This window comes from Bacteroides graminisolvens DSM 19988 = JCM 15093, assembly GCF_000428125.1.
GTDB lineage: Bacteria > Bacteroidota > Bacteroidia > Bacteroidales > Bacteroidaceae > Bacteroides > Bacteroides graminisolvens.
Window position 1 is genome coordinate 437,589 of the sequence record NZ_KE386627.1, and the last position, 19,537, is coordinate 457,125.

The 19,537-nt window shown below is 39.8% G+C and carries 15 protein-coding genes; 10 read left to right on the top strand and 5 right to left on the bottom strand.

Annotated features, from left to right (window positions below; genetic code table 11):
* Nucleotides 1–7 precede the first annotated feature (7 nt).
* From C511_RS0114405 to C511_RS17330, 3 genes are all read right to left on the bottom strand, one after another.
* Entirely contained in the window at nt 8–1,006 is a 999-nt protein-coding gene (locus C511_RS0114405) for a virulence RhuM family protein (RefSeq protein WP_027318324.1), read from the bottom strand.
* A gap of 137 nt (nt 1,007–1,143) precedes the next feature.
* Entirely contained in the window at nt 1,144–2,952 is a 1,809-nt protein-coding gene (locus C511_RS0114410) for a bifunctional DNA primase/helicase (RefSeq protein WP_024995695.1), read from the bottom strand.
* Between the two features lie 141 nt (nt 2,953–3,093).
* Nucleotides 3,094–3,948 carry a DUF7833 domain-containing protein gene (locus tag C511_RS17330; RefSeq protein WP_024995696.1) on the bottom strand — a complete coding sequence of 285 codons (855 nt, stop codon included), beginning with the start codon at nt 3,946–3,948 and terminating at the stop codon, nt 3,094–3,096.
* Nucleotides 3,949–4,097: 149 nt separating this feature from the next.
* Between C511_RS17330 and C511_RS0114420 the strand changes: the two genes are divergently transcribed.
* Entirely contained in the window at nt 4,098–4,376 is a 279-nt protein-coding gene (locus C511_RS0114420) for a helix-turn-helix domain-containing protein (RefSeq protein ID WP_024995697.1), read from the top strand.
* Here C511_RS0114420 and C511_RS0114425 read toward each other — a convergent pair.
* Complete coding sequence (locus tag C511_RS0114425) at nt 4,369–5,775, bottom strand: polysaccharide deacetylase family protein (RefSeq protein WP_027318325.1); 1,407 nt, start codon at nt 5,773–5,775, stop codon at nt 4,369–4,371. The genes C511_RS0114420 and C511_RS0114425 overlap by 8 nt on opposite strands.
* A 151-nt stretch (nt 5,776–5,926) precedes the next feature.
* On the opposite strand from C511_RS0114425, the gene C511_RS0114430 reads away from it, so the two are divergent.
* The 9 genes from C511_RS0114430 to C511_RS0114470 all read left to right on the top strand — a co-directional run bounded on the left by C511_RS0114430 (nt 5,927) and on the right by C511_RS0114470 (nt 17,532).
* Nucleotides 5,927–6,997 carry a glycosyltransferase family protein gene (locus tag C511_RS0114430; RefSeq protein WP_024995699.1) on the top strand — a complete coding sequence of 357 codons (1,071 nt, stop codon included), beginning with the start codon at nt 5,927–5,929 and terminating at the stop codon, nt 6,995–6,997.
* Between the two features lie 6 nt (nt 6,998–7,003).
* A complete protein-coding gene (locus tag C511_RS0114435) occupies nt 7,004–8,452 on the top strand; it encodes a lipopolysaccharide biosynthesis protein (RefSeq protein WP_024995700.1) in 1,449 nt (482 codons plus the stop codon).
* Nucleotides 8,449–9,579: a glycosyltransferase family protein gene (locus C511_RS0114440; RefSeq protein ID WP_024995701.1), complete on the top strand. Its 1,131-nt coding sequence runs from the start codon at nt 8,449–8,451 to the stop codon at nt 9,577–9,579. Before C511_RS0114435 ends, C511_RS0114440 begins: the two co-directional genes overlap by 4 nt.
* Before the next feature lie 8 nt (nt 9,580–9,587).
* Nucleotides 9,588–10,496 (top strand): SP_1767 family glycosyltransferase, encoded by a 909-nt coding sequence (locus C511_RS0114445; RefSeq protein WP_024995702.1) that lies wholly within the window; start codon nt 9,588–9,590, stop codon nt 10,494–10,496.
* A gap of 2 nt (nt 10,497–10,498) precedes the next feature.
* Nucleotides 10,499–11,653 (top strand): glycosyltransferase family 4 protein, encoded by a 1,155-nt coding sequence (locus C511_RS0114450; protein WP_024995703.1) that lies wholly within the window; start codon nt 10,499–10,501, stop codon nt 11,651–11,653.
* Nucleotide 11,654: 1 nt separating this feature from the next.
* The gene (locus C511_RS0114455; RefSeq protein ID WP_024995704.1) at nt 11,655–12,509 is read left to right on the top strand and encodes a glycosyltransferase family 2 protein; all 855 of its coding nucleotides are present in this window, start codon (nt 11,655–11,657) and stop codon (nt 12,507–12,509) included.
* 11 nt (nt 12,510–12,520) lie between these two features.
* Nucleotides 12,521–13,705: a glycosyltransferase family 2 protein gene (locus tag C511_RS0114460; RefSeq protein ID WP_034782570.1), complete on the top strand. Its 1,185-nt coding sequence runs from the start codon at nt 12,521–12,523 to the stop codon at nt 13,703–13,705.
* Nucleotides 13,706–13,789: 84 nt separating this feature from the next.
* Complete coding sequence (locus tag C511_RS0114465; RefSeq protein ID WP_024995706.1) at nt 13,790–16,459, top strand: response regulator; 2,670 nt, start codon at nt 13,790–13,792, stop codon at nt 16,457–16,459.
* Nucleotides 16,444–17,532: an endonuclease/exonuclease/phosphatase family protein gene (locus C511_RS0114470; protein WP_024995707.1), complete on the top strand. Its 1,089-nt coding sequence runs from the start codon at nt 16,444–16,446 to the stop codon at nt 17,530–17,532. Before C511_RS0114465 ends, C511_RS0114470 begins: the two co-directional genes overlap by 16 nt.
* A gap of 77 nt (nt 17,533–17,609) precedes the next feature.
* Here the strand turns inward: C511_RS0114470 and C511_RS0114475 are convergent, their stop codons facing one another.
* Nucleotides 17,610–19,532, bottom strand: coding sequence for a choice-of-anchor J domain-containing protein (locus C511_RS0114475; RefSeq protein ID WP_024995708.1), 1,923 nt, complete (start codon nt 19,530–19,532; stop codon nt 17,610–17,612).
* Nucleotides 19,533–19,537 lie beyond the last annotated feature (5 nt).

A 19,537-nucleotide genomic window follows, 5' to 3' on the forward strand; every position in this document is an offset into this window, starting at 1 on the left:
ATGTGGTCTATTTCTTTCTATCTTTTGAAGGAAGTTCTTTCATCATCTTGTCGAAATCACTCTCTAATTGAGCCATTTCACGCATACGATAGATGTTAAACTCTTTTTCGGCCTTTTCCATCGCTTGCTTATGGGATACTTGCCCTTTGCCCTCAAGTAACTTACGTTGGAGCATGATGATTTGGTTGTCAAGAGCCTCAATCCAATCTGACATTCGCATTTCCTTCATTTCCAAAGCCTGAAACTCTGCGAAGTCAAGAAATTGAGAGACAAGCAGATTAAGCCGTTGGAGTTCACCCTCTGTCAGGTAGTTCTTGGCTATCTTAACATCATCGCGAGTAATGTAATTCCCCTTAAAGTTAGTCATACCAACCATTGGCTTGCCATTATCTACACGATTATAAATCACTTCTGCCGCCGTGTGTTCATGCACGGCATAATGCAGTTTATTTTGCACTGTAGCAAAAAAATCGCGTGTCATACTGTCTCTTGGGTCATAATCAATGGAGGTAGCATAAATATCTGTCACCTGTTGATAAAAATTGCGTTCAGAAGCACGGATATCCCTGATACGTTGCAACAACTCACGAAAGTATCTGTTGCCACCTTGTTTTAAGCGCTCATCATCCATAGTAAAACCTTTCTGGATGTACTCGTGAAGCCGTTCCGTAGCCCATCGCCTGAAACGCGTAGCAACCTGTGATTGTACCCTGTAACCCAAAGCAATAATCATGTCAAGGTTATAATGATCCATGTTGCGTTGTACCTTTCTACCGCCTTCCTGGCGAACTAATAAGTATTTCTTATGAGTTCGATTTTGATCCAATTCAGTATCCCCGAAGATGTTGGAAATATGCATAGAGATATTCTCTTGTGTCGTATCATATATTTCGGCTAATTGCTGTTGAGTAAGCCATACATCTTCGTCCGCAAAACGGACATTTATCTTTGTCATACCATTATCATCCTGATAGATGATAATGCCATTTTTATTATCTTCACTCATTTTGTCATTCAATTTAGGCAAGCATACACTTTATTTTAAAAACAAAAATAGTATAATAAAATCATCAGAAACCAATAAAATGCATATTATTATTTTAATCTTTGTTCATTCTAAAATTTACGTCAAACATCCAGCTCCTAAAACAACTCCCCCTGCACCTCTTCGGGTAGCCAGCAATTGGTGTCGAACGTGAAGTTGGTGAGGCGAAGGCTGGCCTGATGAGCAGCCAAATTCTCCACGCAAGGCGTGTAGCGACCGTTGATGGTGTTGTACACAAACGGAACCACGCCGGGAGTACCCAACTGGCGGAACTTGACCTTCTGCACATGCACACGGACCACATCGGGCTCTCGCTCGATGACCAAGCCGAAATCACATTTGTTGAAGAATGCAGCCGAACCGTTGATGTCATACAGCGTGGGCACGGGCATGCGACCGTTAGCATCGCGGTTCATTTTGCGCGGATGGGGAACGAGAATCACCAGGCAGTTGTAGCGCAAGGCAAAGTTACTCAGCTTGTCAAGAAAGGAGCTGATGTACTGCGTTTCGCTCATCCCCTCGGGGTGTTGGTGTTCCATGCGGTTAAAGGGGTCAAGAACCAGCACACGTATGCCGCGACGGTTGACCAGCTCGGCTGCTTTTTGCAGGATGTTATCTACCGTAAAATCGTCTTGCGGCATGATGTGGCACACGTTGCGGTCGAGGTAACCGAGTACCCGGTCGTACAGCTCGTCGGTCATGCAGCCGGGCTTGAAGTACTTGCCGCTGAGTTTCTCGCACAGCTTGCGCAGGTGGTAGCTCATAGGCATGTTTTCGGGACTGAAAAAGGCGGGCATCCAGCTATGTTTGAGACAGAGGCGAAGCACCATCTCGTCAACAAATTCGGACTTTCCGCAACCGGGGATGCCGGTTATCACACACAAACGACCGGTCTCGAAGGTGATGCACTTATCGAGCTCCTCAAGTCCCGTATCGGCACCGGGTGTGGGACCTTTGAGGAAGAGCGTGCGCAGGTCTTCACTCACATCGGAGGCGGTGTACACGCCTTCGAGCGGAATCTGGGGTGCGCGGTCAATAGCATCGCAAAGTGCCTGTGCACCATGCTTCAGCAGCACATCGTTGGCATCCTTGCAATCGTCGGGAAATGCCACCACACGGCAACGCTCCTTGCCCAGCCTACGAAGCAACTCGTTTCGCAGTTCGATGCCCACAGGGTCGTTATCAACCGCCAGATAAATAATCTTTTTGTTGTCGAAGTGCGACTTCATAAACGGATCCAGCCAGGTAAGATTCTTGTTGGCTCCACCGGGAACGCTGATCACTTCTGTGCGCCCGGCGGTGAAGCAGGCCAGCGCATCGGGTTCACCCTCCACGATGATGCATTGCTCTGCACGGGCTATGCCGTCGATGTTGTAAGGAATGAGGCGTGCACCGGCGTTGAGCTTGAACGCTTTGTCGGCCGTGCGGTATTTGGTATTCACCACCTCGCCATTGTACAAATAATTGAAGCAAATGCAGCTTTCCGTTTTGCCACTTTGGGCGATGTGCACGCGTGCCGTGGTGAGGTGCATCTGCTGCGCTACGGCAGCGGAAATGCCTCGTGCCGTGCGCAACCATTCGAGCCAAAAGGCTACGTCGGCATCGTCTTTGCCGGCCTCACAGAGCAGCTTGTGACCTTTGGGGAGGGTAAAGGGTTGGGGCGCCTGCGGAACAGGCACGATGGGTACAGGGCGATAGGGTTTCTTTTCCTTCCACTGATCGTTATCATCGGGCACTACGCCCTTCCAGTCGCAATGAAAGCAGCGAAAAATGCCTTCGTCGAGGTCAACGTAAAGTGATTTATCGCGTTTATTGCGACGCGTGCTGCGACATTGCGGACAATAGGTTTTTATTTTTCCACCGTGGCGGGTGCCTGTTTCAATTCCAAATTCTTTAAAATTTCTCATGTATTCTTTTGATTTTAGTTTAAACTGAGCTATATACCTCAGGGGGTGCGAGCTATATAGCCTATGCTCACGGGCTATATACCTCGGCATGCTTCGGCTATATACCTCAGGGGGCGTGGTCTATATAGCCGGGGAAAGGGGCTAGTGTCTCCAGCAATGACCGTCGTCATCCCACACGGCATTGATGGCAGGGCGTGGTGGGGCTCCTTCAACGATGGGCATGCCGCAGTAGGTCCGCTGGCCGTCGACTATCGTTTCGAAGCGATACGGATCGGGTGCAGCTTCCTCCTGTTTTTGCAGACGGGCCATGAGCTGCTTGCAGTCGGCCGATTGCATCCAGAAGAAAAACCGCCGTTTGGCATCGTTCACCGTGGGAATGGAGTTTTCCTCGCCAATGAGGCTGATGTAGGTGGAAAAGGCCAGCAGCAAAGCGTCGAAATGTGCGGCGAATTTCAACCCCATGCCACTCTTCATGGCCATCTGTTCCTGCCAGATGGTTTCGTGCTTCATCGCTGCCACCGAACGAAGCAGTTCTTCCGGTGAAGAGCAAGAGTTCGCTTCGCTCTCACTCTTCAAAGAAGTAATTATATGATTACTCTCTCTCACTAATGCTATAGCGTTTGCTTCGTCACTTTGGCTGATTTTCAGGCTATTAGCTAGTCCTCCAAGACGTCCATTAGCCCGACATGAGCCCACAACTCGGTCGTGCGCTGCCATTCTTTCGGACAAACCGGGAGAATAAAAACGATCATCTGTAAGCACAAATAAATCATAATCGGATATAATTCTCATCATCTTTTTTTGTGTTGTATTCGTCTTTCTTGCTAGTTGCGAAAGCGTGACACGCGAAGCAGAGTATTCAGGTTGTATACGTAAGAATTCAAGAATAGCCCAGTAGATTCCATAACCAGACAAACCTTCTTTTTGGACCAAATTCATCAGTTTGGCATCACTAAAAGCCGAAGCATCGTGTTTAAAATAAAAGTTTTTTTCCATTTTTATAATTAAATTAATTGGTTAACAAAAGCGCTAACTATCTGATTATAAAGATTCAAAAAAAGAAATGGATTTCCTGTTACCTTTTTCGTTAACACGATAATAAAAAAAAATAGTAATCTTTGCCACAATTAATAACAAACAACAAAATGTTCAAAATCACAGAAATGTTTATGCTTGGCTTAGCGAAAGACATGAGATTAATCAGATTGTCGTGCGGGTTGACGCTAGAAGAAGCATCTTATGCGGTAGATATTGAGAAAGGAAAAATGAGTTATTACGAAAACAACAAACAGCGAATGACCATGAAGACCTATCTAAAAATTATATATGGTTATCAAAGCTATTGCATGGACAACAACGTAGCAATGCCTGACATTCTATGTTTTCATTATAATTTTATAATGAGAATGTGTGACACTAATTAATACTATTCAAAAAAACAGTTCTCCTTTCGGGCGAAAGTTGGTTGATGAAATACAAAGCATCTGCCTTCGATTCATCCGAAGGAGAGTCTTTATAGATGTCCGTGTAACGTTGGGCACGCTCCAATAAAGAAGGATTGCAATTCAGGTTTATCATCAACGTTTTGTCTTCAGGCCTGTATTTGTAACTATATCCATATACATTGGGACCAAAGGTAAGCGTCACACCGTTCATACTGTCAAGACCTGTAACAAGGAGCGTAAAGTCACGATGATACGTGCATTCTTCGGGTAGCTTATAATCGGGTGCTGCCTCAATTCGGAAAGTGGCTTTATTACCCTCTATTGTTTTTTGAATGGGATAATTGGCTTTGAAATGATAGTACTCATACACTTCATCAATAGTGGCAAACCAAATATTGTCCGTACCGTCTTTGCCGTAAGTATCATTGATTCTGCGCAGCAATTCCATGAATGTTAAGCTGGCACCGTGATTAAAGAATTGAAACCAGTAAGGATTATCTGACTCATAATTTGTTTTTATTTGATCAAAATAATCGGCTATTTTTTCATCTTTATCAAAATATTGACGAGACATGTATTTTTTATGCAAATCTGTAGTCTGCTTTTTAGGGTATATAAAATCTGTGCCCCCTTGATCACTCATAATGGTAATCGGATTATATACTGACGCAGCTTGATAATATTTCTTATCTCCACCAGGTACAACCAATGTTTTTATCTTCCGCCCAATTCGTTCCGTAGTTCTTGCCTGTGCATAATCAAATCCGGTTCTAATACTATCAAGATTACCATCTTTAACATAACGGAGATTAACATCATGAAAATAAATATCTCCTCCAAAATCGATAATAGGTATAACATCTTTCCAAACTAAATACGGATAAGTAGTTCCAGGTATCCTATACCCCATTATATCTGAAATAACACTATTGCTATTTGTAGCCCATATAGCCAGCCCTAATGGAAACCGTATTTCTGTACCACAGCCATCCGTATACCCCAATGTTTTTTCAGGCATTATACCAGTAGTATGCTTAAAGCCGACATGGAAATTTTGTATGTAGTCAACAAAGTGCTTATTAATAATTGCAAATGCGCGAGAATAAGCTGTTATGGGCACATCATCTATTGTATAAGAAAGTACCATGTGCTTATCATATTTCAATGGAGCGTAATTCGCACTTATTAAATTTACAGATTGATTGGTAGAAATAGTCACATAAGCATCTTGCCAGTTAAATAAAGAAGTACCTGATAGTTTAATTAAATCTTCCTCAGGCGACTGAGATAAATCATTATCTCTATCAACACATGCTGTTATGAATATAAATAATAATAACCCCAAACAGATACAAAACTTTTTTTCAATAGAAACCATAATATCGCTTATTTTGATTGCAAATATAAGGAATAAAACATAAAAACAAACAATATTACAAAATTCTATTACTATATTTGCCTTATAGTAATCCGTAATAAGCAATTGATATGCTAACAACTAAAGTAAGCGTTATTTAAAGAAAACTATCATGAAAGTATTATTAGTTTTTAAAGAAGGCGAAACAGATAATTTATTCGTTGAAACTTTATATAAAGGAATTAAACAAGAAGGTATTGATATAGAAGTATCTGCTAATAATTTCTGGAATGATAATTACAAATATGATATTATTCATTTTCAATGGCCTGAAGAAATAGTCAATTGGAACTATAGTGATAGTGATATAGCCAGCAAAATAAAGGACCGAATTCTTATTTTAAAATCAAAAGGTACAAAATTTGTATATACAAGGCACAACGAACGTTCCCATTATGCCAATCACATAGTTGATGATATATATAAAATTGTTGAAAGTCATTGTGATATAGTGATTCACATGGGAAACTTTAGTCTAAAACAATTCGCTAAGGAATATCCAAAAAGCGTTAATATAATCATTCCTCATCATATTTATGAAAGTACTTACGAATTAGATATCACACAAAATTCCTCAAGAAGAGCTTTGCATATACCAAACAATAAATTTGTTATTACGGCTTTTGGAAAATTTAGAAATACACAAGAAATTATGTTAGTTTTAAAAGCTTTTTGGAAGTGCAATATCAACAATAAAATGTTATTAGCTCCCAGAATGCTTCCATTTTCAAAAAACAACAAAAATGCCAACCTAATTAAAAGAGGATTATCTATATTGGGATATTATCTTATAATCCCTTTATTGAAGATGTTGAATATCTATACTAATTCAAATGATATTCTTATCTCAAACAAAGACTTACCGTTTTATTTCTCTGCCTCTGATATAATATTTATTCAAAGATTAGACATTTTAAACTCAGGAAATATACCTATGGCATTTCTTTTTAAGAAAGTGGTTATTGGACCTAATGCAGGAAATATTGGAGAACTATTAGTGAAGACTCAGAATCCTACTTTTAATCCGTATAATAGCAAAAGTGTTGTTGAAGCTATTAAAAATGCATATATACTTAACAATAATAAACATGGAGTTTGTAACTATGAGTATGCAAAACAAAATATGGCATTAAAGAATGTTTGTAATCAATATATCGATGTGTATAAAAGTTTAATGATTTAGCAATTTATGAGCAACATAAAAAAAGAACTCTTCTCGGGCGTGTTTTACACCGCAGTAGCCAAATATTCGGGCATCGTTATTTCGCTGGCTGTTACAGCCGTGTTGTCACGGTTGCTCAGTCCGGACGATTTTGGTATAGTAGCCATAGCAACCGTTATCATCAGCTTTTTCAGTATATTTACCGATATGGGTATTGGTGCAGCGGTTATTCAGAATAAAGAACTCACCCCGAAAGACTTGTCTAGCCTATATTCATTTACGCTATGGAGCGGCATCAGCATATCACTTCTGTTTTTTATGGCTTCGTGGCCCATTGCCGCCTGGTACAACAGTCCCATTTTACGCACGCTGTGCCAGTTACTCTCCATCAACCTGTTGTTTGCATCGGCCAACATCGTTCCCAATGCGTTGATTTCTAAAAACAAGGAGTTTAAATTCATTGCCTGGCGAAGCTTTATCATTCAAACCTCAACCGGCATATTGGCCATTGGAGCTGCGTTGGCAGGTGCCGGACTCTATGCATTGATTGTAAATCCCATCTTATCGAGCATCTTTATTTTTATCATATCGTACCGCAAGTATCCTCAAAAAGTAAGCTTTACATGGGGGTTGCACTCCGTCAAAAAGATATTCAGCTATTCCGCCTACCAATTTCTCTTTAACGTAATCAACTACTTCAGTCGCAACCTCGACAAGCTGCTTATTGGCAAATATATGAACATGAGCCAATTGGGATATTACGAAAAGTCATACCGTTTGATGATGCTTCCGCTGCAAAACATTACACAAGTAATCACTCCCGTGATGCATCCCATTTTCAGTGATTACCAGAAGGATCTCGACCAACTGGCTACATCATACGAAAAGATAATTCGTTTTCTGGCTTTCATCGGGTTGCCGCTCAGCATGTTTCTATTTTTCGGCGCACGAGAAATTACCCTTATCATATTCGGTGATCAATGGATGCCTTCAGTGCCTGTGTTCCAAATACTGAGCCTCTCGGTAGGCATACAAATTATACTCTCCTCTTCGGGTTCCATATTCCAGGCAGCGGGCGACACACGCAGCTTGTTTATCTGCGGAGTGTTTTCGTCGGCACTCAACGTAACCGGTATGCTGATAGGCATCTTTGTATTCGGAACGCTCGAAGCGCTTGCTACTTGCATCTGCATTACCTTCCTGATAAACTTCATTCAGTGTTACCTGCAGATGTATTACGTAACCCTGCAAAAAAGAAAGATTGTACTGATAGGCAAACAACTGCTGTCACCCTTACTGCTGAGTGCTCTCATTTTCATTGCCTTACAAGCAACAAGCATTTATGCAGATAAAATGCCTATTTTAGTGAGCATAACGATAAAAGGTATTGTTTTTATTGTTATATTTGGTTGTTACATTCAGTACACCAAAGAGTACGACCTAATTGGTAAACTTAAAAGAAAATTAAAACGATGAAAGCACTGTTCCTTATATTTCATGGGTTCGAAGATTTTAACGGAATCAGCAAAAAGATACGTTCTCAGATCAAAGCATTAAAAGAATGCGGTTTGGACGTAAAAACCTGTTATTTAGAAGAAAGCAATAAAAAATTTCGGATGATTGATGATACGATTATTGCTGATTACGGTAATGGCATCTTCGCTAAAATTAAAAAACGTATATCATTTCAAAGTGTGATAAACTACGTACAAAAAGAGAAAATATCCTTTATTTATATTCGTTATGATCACAACTCTAACCCTTTTACGATTCACTTAGTCAAAGAATTGAAAAGACTAAATTGTAAAATTGTACTAGAAATACCAACCTATCCTTATGACAAGGAATACCAGTTTTTACCTTTTGCCTACAAAAGGATTCTATGGACTGATCAATTGTTTAGGAGAAAATTCGTTAGCTATGTTGATTACATTGTTACCTTCTCAGATGACAAAGAGATTTGGGCTGTTCCGACCATTAATATATCCAATGGAATTGATTTTGAAAGTATCAAACTGAAAACAAAAATTAATGATACGAACAAAGAACTTCATTTATTAGGTGTGGCGACCATACATCCTTGGCATGGCTTTGATAGAATACTATGTGGATTAGCTGAGTATTATAAAAAGAATCCCAACTACAAAGTAATATTTCATATTGTAGGATTTGGTGTTCCTGAGGTAGTAGACTATTACAAACGATTAATTAAAGAAGGAAATATAAGCGATTACGTTCATTTTTATGGTGGATTATTTGGTGAAAAGTTAGATGAAATTTTCGAGAAATGTGATATGGGAATAGGAAGTTTAGCCAGACATAGAAGTAATATTGATAAAATTAAAACACTAAAAAACAGAGAATATGCTGCCAGAGGCATTCCGTTCATCTATTCTGAGACGGATGATGATTTCGAAAATATGCCCTACATAAAAAAGGAGAAAGCAGACGACTCCCCAATTAATATAGACGAGTTAATTAAATTCTATAAATCAGTAACATTGTGTCCAGAGGAAATCAGGAACACTATACTGAACAAATTGTCATGGAAAAACCAAATGAGCATTGTTATTCAAAAAGCAATGAAATATAACCTCAAATAAGTCATCTTATGAATATACAACTCATCATACAAACAATAAAAAGCAAACTCCGCTATGGATGTATTGTTGAATGGTACAATTTTTGGTATATTGTATTGCATAAATCACAAAAACAGATACCTCAGATTGCAAGCATTGATGAGACCATTCAAAAGATAGTTAAAGAAGGATGTTCTGTCAGCCGATTTGGTGATGGAGAAATACTCTTAACTAATAACAAAGCTATTGGTTTTCAGAAAGCGGATTCAAAGTTGGGAGAACGCCTAAAAGAAGTCTTGCAAAGTAATGCGGATGGACATATTGTCTGTTTATCAGATACATTTACCGATATATATAGATACAACAGAAAAGCACGTCGGTTCTGGAGAACTCATTTTTTCATATACGGACATATATGGGATAATCTTTTAATCTCTAACAAACAATATTATAATACTTTTGTAACGAGACCATACATGGATTTTGCACAAAAAACGCAATGTGGAAAATGGTTTCATGATATGCAAGCTATTTGGCAAAATAGGAATATTATATTTATAGAAGGCGAGAAAAGCAGATTGGGTGTAGGTAACGATCTTTTTCATAATGCGAAAAGCATTAAACGCATATTGTGCCCTCCAACAAGTGCTTTTGATAAATATGACTCTATAATTAACGAAGCTGTTAAACAAAGCAAGGATGTTCTTTTTCTTATAGCTTTAGGACCTACAGCAACAGTTTTAGCCTATGACTTACATAAAAAAGGTTATCAGGCTATTGACATAGGGCATGTAGATATTGAATACGAATGGTGGAGAATGAATGCAAAAAGAAAAGTCAAAATACAAAACAAATACGTTAACGAAGCGGTTGGAGGAAACATTGTTTCAGTTGCCGGAGAAGAATATGAAAGTCAAATAATAGCTAAAATACTGTAATAATGAAACTAGTTTATTATATACCTTCTCTTTTCATATCGGGTGGCCTTGAACGTATCATTACTTTCAAAGCTAATTATTTGGTTGAAAATTATCCCGATTACCAAATTACAATAATAACTTCCGAACAACTAGGCAAGAAGCCCTATTTCAATTTGTCGCCTAAAATAAAGCATATAGACATAAATGTACCATTCGATCAGCCATACAATCAGTCAAAGCTAACCAAAGCTATAAAATTCCCATATAGATATATGCTTTTTAAACATAGATTATCGAAAGAATTAAAGGAATTAAGAGCAGATATTGTAATTTCAACATTAAGAAGAGAATTATATTTTATCAATTCGATAAAAGATGGAAGTGTGAAAATTGCAGAATTCCATGTAACTAGACACTCTTATAATATAGGTAGCCGCAAATCAACCAATATAGTAATTAATTTAATAAAAAAAACGTTTAATCAATACTACATAAATCAAATATCAAAACTTGGTAAATTCGTTATATTAACAAATGAAGAAAAGCATAATTGGCCCGAACTAAATAATATAAAAGTAATAGGAAATCCCATTGTGATTAATACTGATAAAGTATCAAATTGTAGTTCGACACAGGTGATTGCTGTAGGACGGCATTCCTATCAAAAAGGGTTCGATTTATTGATAAAGAGTTGGAATCTCATAGCCCAAAAGTATCCTAATTGGATATTAAAAATATATGGAGATGGCAATACCAAAGAAATAATAGAATTAATTAATCAATTGAAATTAAGCAATAACTGTATATTAGAACACAGCACACCAAACATAGTAGAAAAATATCTTGAAAGTTCCATATTTGTCTTATCATCCAGATTCGAAGGATTTGGCTTGGTGATTACAGAAGCAATGTCATGCGGAGTACCTCCTGTTTCTTTTGCTTGTCCGTGCGGCCCTAAAGATATAATTAAAGACGGAGAAGATGGTCTATTGGTAGAAAACGGGAATATAGAACAACTTGCTGAAAAAATATGTTACCTCATAGAGAACGAAGACGTCAGGAAAGAAATGGGAAAAAAAGCCCGTATCAACGTAGAACGCTTTAAAATAGAGAATATCGCCAAGCAGTGGGATGACCTATTCAAAGATTTATTAAGCCAAAAAGAAAAACATTAGTATGACAAAGTGGTACACTAAATACCTGGAAGTATTCGAGAAACCGATTGATTCTGTCTCTGAACAGACGGTGAACGGAGTAAGGAAGACGTTAATGGCTCTGCAAAGTAAAGAGCCGGTGGTATCTGTCGTATTAATTGCTCACAACGAAGAAACGCATCTGTTAGCTTGTCTGTGGTCATTGTGTGATAATACATGCCCTGTTCCCATGGAAATATTGACGGTAAACAATAACTCGACAGACAAAACAACCGAAGTGCTTGACCGCCTAGGGGCTACTTGGTTTGACGAGAAGCTGAAAGGTCCGGGGCATGCCCGGCAATGCGGACTAAACCATGCAAAGGGAAAATACCACATCTGCATTGATGCTGACACCATGTATCCACCGCATTACATTGAAACGCATCTCAAGGAACTGATAAAGCCCGAAGTTGCTTGCACCTTTGCCTTGTGGAGCTTCGTTCCTCGCAAAGGAGAATCGGTATGGGCACTCCGAGTGTACGAATCGTTACGTGATCTTCATCTGCGTATTCAAGCCGTCAAACGCCCTGAATTGTGTGTGCGTGGCATGGTTTTCGGTTTTAAAACAGAATACGGTCGCCAAATAGGATTCCGAACAGACATTATCCGAGGTGAAGATGGTTCACTGGCCCTTGCCATGAAACCCATGGGCAGGTTGGTGTTCATCACCAGCCGTAAGGCTCGGGCACTGACCAGCAATTCAACATTGAATGCCGACGGCTCCTTACTAAAAAGTTTCACCAAACGATTGATAAAAGCCTGTCGAGGTCTTGGCGGGATTTTTACGAAGAAAGAAAAATACGAAGACCAAGATAGCAATATCATAAAACGTTAATTCAACACCCCATGACCACCCTAGAAATCCTCTTCTACATCGCCCTATTTGTAGTATTCTACACCTACTTGGGCTACGGCATAGTGCTTTACCTACTGGTGAAAGTAAAAGAATTATTTGCCAAACCGAAGGAAAAAACGCTTCCGGCCGACGAGCAGCTGCCTGAGGTAACGCTCTTCATCACTGCTTACAACGAAGAAGCGGTGGTGGACGAGAAGATGCTAAACTCCCTAGCGCTGGATTATCCCGCTGTGAAGAAGAAAATTGTGTGGGTAACCGACGGCAGTGCAGACGGCACCAACGCTCGTTTGGCAAACTGGCCGCAAGCGACCGTCTTTTTTCAGCCCGAAAGGCAGGGGAAAACGGCTGCCATGAATCGGGGCATGACACTGGTTACATCGCCCATCGTGGTGTTTACCGATGCCAACACCATGCTCAACAAAGAGGCCTTGCGCGAAATAGTACGGGCGTTCAGTGATCCCTTGGTGGGCTGTGTGGCGGGCGAAAAGCGCATAGCTGTAAAAACGGAAGATGGAGCAGCTGCCGGTGGCGAAGGAATCTACTGGAAATATGAATCGACTCTCAAGGCACTCGATGCCCGGCTTTACTCTGCCGTGGGGGCAGCAGGCGAACTGTTTGCCGTGCGACGCGAGTTGTATGTTCCCATGCAACGCGACACCTTGCTCGATGATTTTGTGCTTTCGCTGCGCATTGCCATGAAGGGTTACAAGATTGATTACTGCAGCAACGCTTATGCTGTAGAAAGTGGTTCGGCCAACATGCTTGAGGAAGAGAAACGAAAGGTGCGCATCTGTGCGGGCGGACTGCAGTCGGTGTGGCGGCTCAGGCCTTTACTCAATCCGCTAAGGTACGGGATGCTGAGTTTTCAATACACCTCGCACAGGGTGTTGCGATGGTCGGTTACACCGTTTCTTTTATTTGCTTTGTTACCGCTCAATGTGGCGCTGGTTGTAACACAGAATTGCTGGTTTTATACGTTACTGTTGGTGTTACAGATGCTATTTTATATAGCCGGTTTCTATGGGTACTACTTGGCAAGCAGACAAATTAAAAACAAATTGTTATTTATTCCCTACTATTTTTTGTTTATGAACATCAATGTATTGAAGGGTATATCCTATTTAATGAAGAAAAAAGGTAGTGGGACATGGGAAAAAGCCAAAAGAGCAGCCTAAATGGGCAATTTAACACGATATTTAGTTGACAAATGTGTTATTTTGTTATATTTGGGGCAGTAATAATTAATAGACCTTAATAACATGGATAGGATCTTACACGATGCATCTTATTCTCAAGAAATACTTCAACTCACTGCTGATACCCTTATTTTGGTTGATGCAGAAGGAGTGTGCCGAGATGTATCTATACACTCTGATTTGTGCTTCATGCAAGAGAAGTATTTGCTTGGAAAAAACGTTTTCGACATTTTACCTGAACACACCCGCAACAAGGTGTATCCGGAATTTAAACGGGTGTTGAATGAAAAAGTAAGTGTTACCAAGAACTTCAAACTGCCTTTTACTCATAAAACATATTATTTCAAGTGCATCATGCAGCCTTATCGTGACATGGTGCTGTGCCAATATAGGGATATCACCGAAAGGTGCAACATACGATTGGAGCTGGAGAAAGCAAACGAGAAATTCAAAGAAATTCAACGATTGGGCAGAATTGCCATTTGGAGGTATAGTTTACTAAATGATGCCATAAGCTATGATTACTCCCCCAAATCGGAGGAGAAAGATGGAAAGGCTCAGTTTAAAACAGCAGATTATGTATCTCATATTTATAAGGAAGATAAAGAGTTGTTTCTTACTTGGCTAAACAATAGCATTAATAATGACACTTTTGAGCCGGTAAGTTACCGCATTCATCACGATAATGATTTGCTATATATACGCATGCTAGCTTACACCAGAACCCGAAAAGGAAGTGATGAAATTGAGTTAGAGGGATACATTCAGGATATGACTGAAATCAGGCGCAAAGAAAAAAGCTTAGACACGCTGACTCATGCCATTGACAATGTAGCTGAGGAAATATTTGCTATAAAAGAAGATGGTACACTGATTTTCGTGAATAAAAAGTTTAGGGAGTTACATAGGGTGCCTCAGAACGTGCCGCTCAGTGAACTTAAGATTCAAACCTTGCCTTACGGAGCTATGCCTGAAGAAAGATGGAGAAATATGTATGCCATTATGGAGGTTAACTCGTATAAATCTTTCACTGTGCCAAATCCGATTAAGGAGAATAAAGAGCTATTGGCACTAGAAATTGTTACGTATACGGTAGTCGATGAAAATAATGAAAAGAACATCTGGATATTTGGTCGCGATATTTCTGACCAAATTAAATTTGAAACGGAAATAAAACGTACCAATCAGATTCTGGATGTGACCATGAAAAATCTGCCTGCCAGCATAGTAGTGAAAGATGTACTGAATAACTTCAGCTACATTTATCGCAACCGCGATATTAACTACAACATCATTAGTGATTATAAAATGTTTGTCGGTAAAACTGATTTTGATGTACATCCTTATGATGAAGCTGTAGAAAAACGCTTGCTGGACATAGAGGTGTATCAGCAGAAAAAGGTAATTCATGATATTTTGGAGAACCTCGATGATAAGGGGCATGTGGTTATTCTGGACCGAAAGAAGGTATTAATTGAGCACAAAGACTTCTCTCCCATCATCTTAAACATTGAATGGGATATAACAGAACTGGAGCTTACCAAACGGGAACTCACGGCAGCCAAAGAAAAGGCAGAAAGGTCTGACCGGTTTAAATCAAGCTTTCTGGCCAACATGAGCCACGAGATAAGAACTCCGCTCAATGCCATTGTAGGTTTTTCACGGATCATTGCCGACTGTGACAATTTTGATGAAAGAAGAGAATATTACAGCATAGTTGAAGCTAACAATGAGAGGTTGCTTGGGTTGATTAACGAAATTCTCGATTTGTCAAAGATTGAATCGGGCATTGTAGATTTCTCCATCGGACCGGTAAACTTGTTCGATTTGTGTAAAGAAATACACAATGCGCATATTTTCCGCTGTCCGCAAGGGGTGGAACTCATTTTTGAGAAGTACGAACCCAATTTGGTGATTAGCAGTGATAAAAACCGTTTGTTCCAGGTTTACTCTAACTTAATAGGCAATGCTTTTAAATTCGTATCGACCGGTAGTGTGAAGTTTGGGTATTCTCTAGAGAATAAATTAGTCAAATTTTATGTTACAGATTCGGGAACTGGAATTGCAGAAGACAAAATAAACAAAATTTTTGATCGCTTTGTTAAAGGAGAAAATAGCATTCAAGGAACTGGTTTGGGGTTATCTATCTGCAAAACAATCATTGAACGCTTAGGAGGAAATATTTCAGTTGAATCAACTTTAGGCATAGGTACAACGTTTACTTTTACGTTGCCTTGTGGCAAATTCACTAGGAAGAAAACACATAAACTTTCTGAAGAGGGAATTGTTACAATGAGTAGTTCAAAGTCAATACTAGATAATGATTGGGAGCGGGCGAATGTACGTAAAGAAAACGTTGATAAAGAGGAAAATGAAGCAGATACTATACTGATAGCCGAAGATATGGACAGTAACTTTGAGTTGCTGAATGCAATATTGAGTAGTACTTACAACTTAATCAGGGCCAGAGATGGTATTGAAGCCGTGAGTCTCTTCAATGATAAAAAGCCGGATCTGATCTTAATGGACATCAAAATGCCCAATATGGACGGATTGGATGCCACACGTATCATACGAGAATTAAGTCCCAACATACCGATTATAGCGCTTAGTGCGTATGCTTACAAGCAGGACACGGAAGAGGCATTAGCGGCCGGTTGCAATGATTTTCTGGCAAAACCTCTCTCTGTGGCTAAGCTTAAACAGATTTTAAATAAATGGCTAAAAAATTAAATATAGCTCACAGGATTCTTGTTACCATAACCATTCTTGTGGCTTTGTTAGCTTTCGCAGGCGGACTGGCCAAGTATATTTCTCCGCGGGTATCTGTGATTTTTCCGTTTGCAGCATTACCCATGCTATCAAGCATGACGCTCAACTTGCTATTGCTCATTTACTGGAGCATACGCAGAAAATATTGGGCGCTGTTGCCTTTGGGGGTTATATTGTTTAACTTTTCATACATAGGCGGTGTGGTGCAACTGAGGTTTTCAAAGCCTGATTTGTTGCCGGGGCACAAGAGTTTCAAAATTGCTACTTACAACGTAAAGGAGTTCGGACGCGAGGACCAGGCAGCTGCAAGCTGGCAGATAGCGGAGTTTATGAATCGAGAACAGGTTGATGTGATCTGTTTTCAGGAATACCAGGATTACGAGCATTTCAATATGGACAGCATGAAAATGAGTTTTCGCAACTGGCCGTATAATGCTATTTTGGCCGACACGCTTGATTTATTGCGACTGGCTGTGTTCAGTAAGTTCCCCGTTGAGAAAGGTGAATTGATAAAGTACAAAGATAGCGGCAATTGTATGATGTGGTGTGATGTTGTGGTTAACAATACTCGTTTGAGGGTATTCAACGTGCACCTGCAAACCACGGGGTTGTCATGGAAACGAAGGGAAATTGAACAGGAGTTTCAATCGGAACTAAGTACGATGGAAAAGAAAAAGAAAGTGTTTAAAGAGACTTTTGATTTGCTGGTGGATGGCATTCACAAACGAATTGTCCAAGCCGACAATTTACACAGGCTGGTGGAAGAGAGTCCTTACCCGGTATTGGTGTGTGGCGACTTAAATTCTCCGCCTTCCGTATATACGTATTTTAAAATAAACGAGGGCTTAAAGGATGGCTTCAGAACGGCCGGATATGGTTATGCTTATACGTTCCGTTTTTATAAACACATGCTACGACTTGATTATATTTTCCATTCTGAGAGTTTGCAAGGCATTGATTATTATTCGCCCGAACTAGATGTATGCAGTGATCATAACCCGGTTATTATGCAACTGGGAGTACCGCAACAATAGTAATAAAATGTATTCATAATAAAAAAAGCTGCCTCCGTAAGGAGGCAGCTTTTTTATTTTATATAATCAGGTAATGATTACTTCTTTGCCAAAGATCCTTCAACATATGTAAACTCACCAACACCTGTTACTTTGTAAACAATGGTATAGTTTGTATTATTAGTACCATCATAAACCACAAAGTTAAATGTATAGGTTACATCTACACCTGCTACAGGAACTGCATCCGAATGAATGGCTTTAAGAGCATAGATAAATGCTTCCGGTAAGCGCTGATACATCAACGCAGTCAATTGCTCATCTGTCATATTTGCATATTCAGTAGTTTGTGCTTTCCATGCAGACGGACGGAAGTCGAAATTGTTCTGATAAGCCGAACCTCCATAGTAATAATCATTATTACCATAAGAAGTAACGTACTGACTACCCTTTTCTGCTTTTACAGCATCTGTAATTGCCTGGTAGTATTTAGATACATCCGGAAGATTCTTACCTGCAGTCAACGTAATTACCACACTAGGGTTATATGTCCACTTTCCAGCATTACGCACAAACTGATCGGTAACAGTTACAATACCGTTGTTCTTAACCCAAGCACCGCCTGTATAAGTGTACTCGTCAGCACGAACCGTAGTTACTTTGGTTGTTGAATTGTAGAACTTGTAAACAGGAGTAACAACAGTTCCTTCAATAAGCAAGTATTTCTTAGACAAGAATAGCGGTAAGTATACATCAGGATTCATTGTTGTGCTAAAGTTGTCATAAGTGCTGTTCAATAAAGTAAAGTCAGCCTTAGTCATCATGTATGCGTTTGCATTAGCAGAATATGGAGCCCATTTAGTTCCGTCGAAAGCATACAAAGCAGTAGTTGCTGCATACACATCAGTACCACCTGCACCTTCAGACTTAACAACTATGTTGTCAACTTGAATAGTTGTAGTTGCTCCAGTAGTACCGTCACCAGTATACTTGAATGCAATACGAACATTCTTACCTGCATAAGAACTCAAGTCAGCTTCACCAGCTTTGGTCAAAGTACCGTAAGTTCCAGTAGGTATCTCAATTGTAAAGTTACTGGTTACATCTTTCCAAGTAGCTGCAGTAACAGCTTCGGCCGTTTCGCCAGAGAAGTTTTCAGAAACTAGAACTGATAAAGTACCTCCGGCAGCTGTATAGTTACCATAACAAGCGCTGAAAGAGAGTTTCATACCAGACTTAACTGACACACTAGGTGAAATCATGTATGTTTCTAACGGACCAGCAGTGTGTTTATAAGCACTTGCTTGGATATATCCATTGCTTGAGAAGTTTTTGCCGTTCCAAAAGTAGGTACCGGTAGTTGTTATGTTCAACCAACCTGCAAGTTCTGCTTTCGTTGAGCTAGTAGTAAGATAAGCATCTACAGTTTCATTCAATCCAATCACAGAACCACTGGGCTCTTTTTCTGACTGGTTGTAATCAACCGCAACAGTTGCACCGGCCTGTGCCGAAGGATAAGCTGTCTTTAAAAATGTAGGAATGTAAGCAGAAGCCTTTACTGTAGGAGTAAAGAACTTATTGCTGGAAGAGCTACCCCACACTGTTGCATAATCTGTATTCGAAACTTTGTATGTAGATGTAGCATTCAATGCAGTCACATAAGCCGGTACACCTTCCATTTTTTGATAAGTCACTTTAACAGAAGAGCCATCATCGGCAGTGTACCATTTTGCTGCCAGGAATGCCGGAATATAAGTTTCAGCATTGATAACATCTGTTAGGTACATGTTTGTTTTAACAGCGGTTAGCTGGGCACTTACACCTGCAGCTTTCGCTATCGCTACGTTGCTTGAATTACTTGAAATAGTAGCATAATCTGCTGTTTCAAGTTTATATTCAAGAGTCTTCACATCAGTTGGGACAGTCGCCTCGTCCAACCAATCAAAATATTTATCATTGTAATCACAACCACTTAACAAAAGTGCAGCAGCTGCAACGGTCATAAATAAATTCTTCTTCATATTTT

Excerpts from the sequence above, each read along its gene's own strand:
- C511_RS0114475 (WP_024995708.1), bottom strand. The coding sequence starts at position 19,532 with ATGAAGAAGAATTTATTTATGACCGTTGCAGCTGCTGCACTTTTGTTA.
- C511_RS0114445 (WP_024995702.1), top strand. The coding sequence starts at position 9,588 with ATGAATATACAACTCATCATACAAACAATAAAAAGCAAACTCCGCTAT.
- C511_RS0114440 (WP_024995701.1), top strand. The coding sequence starts at position 8,449 with ATGAAAGCACTGTTCCTTATATTTCATGGGTTCGAAGATTTTAACGGA.
- C511_RS0114460 (WP_034782570.1), top strand. The coding sequence starts at position 12,521 with ATGACCACCCTAGAAATCCTCTTCTACATCGCCCTATTTGTAGTATTC.
- C511_RS0114430 (WP_024995699.1), top strand. The coding sequence starts at position 5,927 with ATGAAAGTATTATTAGTTTTTAAAGAAGGCGAAACAGATAATTTATTC.
- C511_RS0114405 (WP_027318324.1), bottom strand. The coding sequence starts at position 1,006 with ATGAGTGAAGATAATAAAAATGGCATTATCATCTATCAGGATGATAAT.
- C511_RS0114455 (WP_024995704.1), top strand. The coding sequence starts at position 11,655 with ATGACAAAGTGGTACACTAAATACCTGGAAGTATTCGAGAAACCGATT.
- C511_RS0114470 (WP_024995707.1), top strand. The coding sequence starts at position 16,444 with ATGGCTAAAAAATTAAATATAGCTCACAGGATTCTTGTTACCATAACC.
- C511_RS0114450 (WP_024995703.1), top strand. The coding sequence starts at position 10,499 with ATGAAACTAGTTTATTATATACCTTCTCTTTTCATATCGGGTGGCCTT.
- C511_RS17330 (WP_024995696.1), bottom strand. The coding sequence starts at position 3,948 with ATGGAAAAAAACTTTTATTTTAAACACGATGCTTCGGCTTTTAGTGAT.
- C511_RS0114465 (WP_024995706.1), top strand. The coding sequence starts at position 13,790 with ATGGATAGGATCTTACACGATGCATCTTATTCTCAAGAAATACTTCAA.
- C511_RS0114425 (WP_027318325.1), bottom strand. The coding sequence starts at position 5,775 with ATGGTTTCTATTGAAAAAAAGTTTTGTATCTGTTTGGGGTTATTATTA.
- C511_RS0114435 (WP_024995700.1), top strand. The coding sequence starts at position 7,004 with ATGAGCAACATAAAAAAAGAACTCTTCTCGGGCGTGTTTTACACCGCA.
- C511_RS0114410 (WP_024995695.1), bottom strand. The coding sequence starts at position 2,952 with ATGAGAAATTTTAAAGAATTTGGAATTGAAACAGGCACCCGCCACGGT.
- C511_RS0114420 (WP_024995697.1), top strand. The coding sequence starts at position 4,098 with ATGTTCAAAATCACAGAAATGTTTATGCTTGGCTTAGCGAAAGACATG.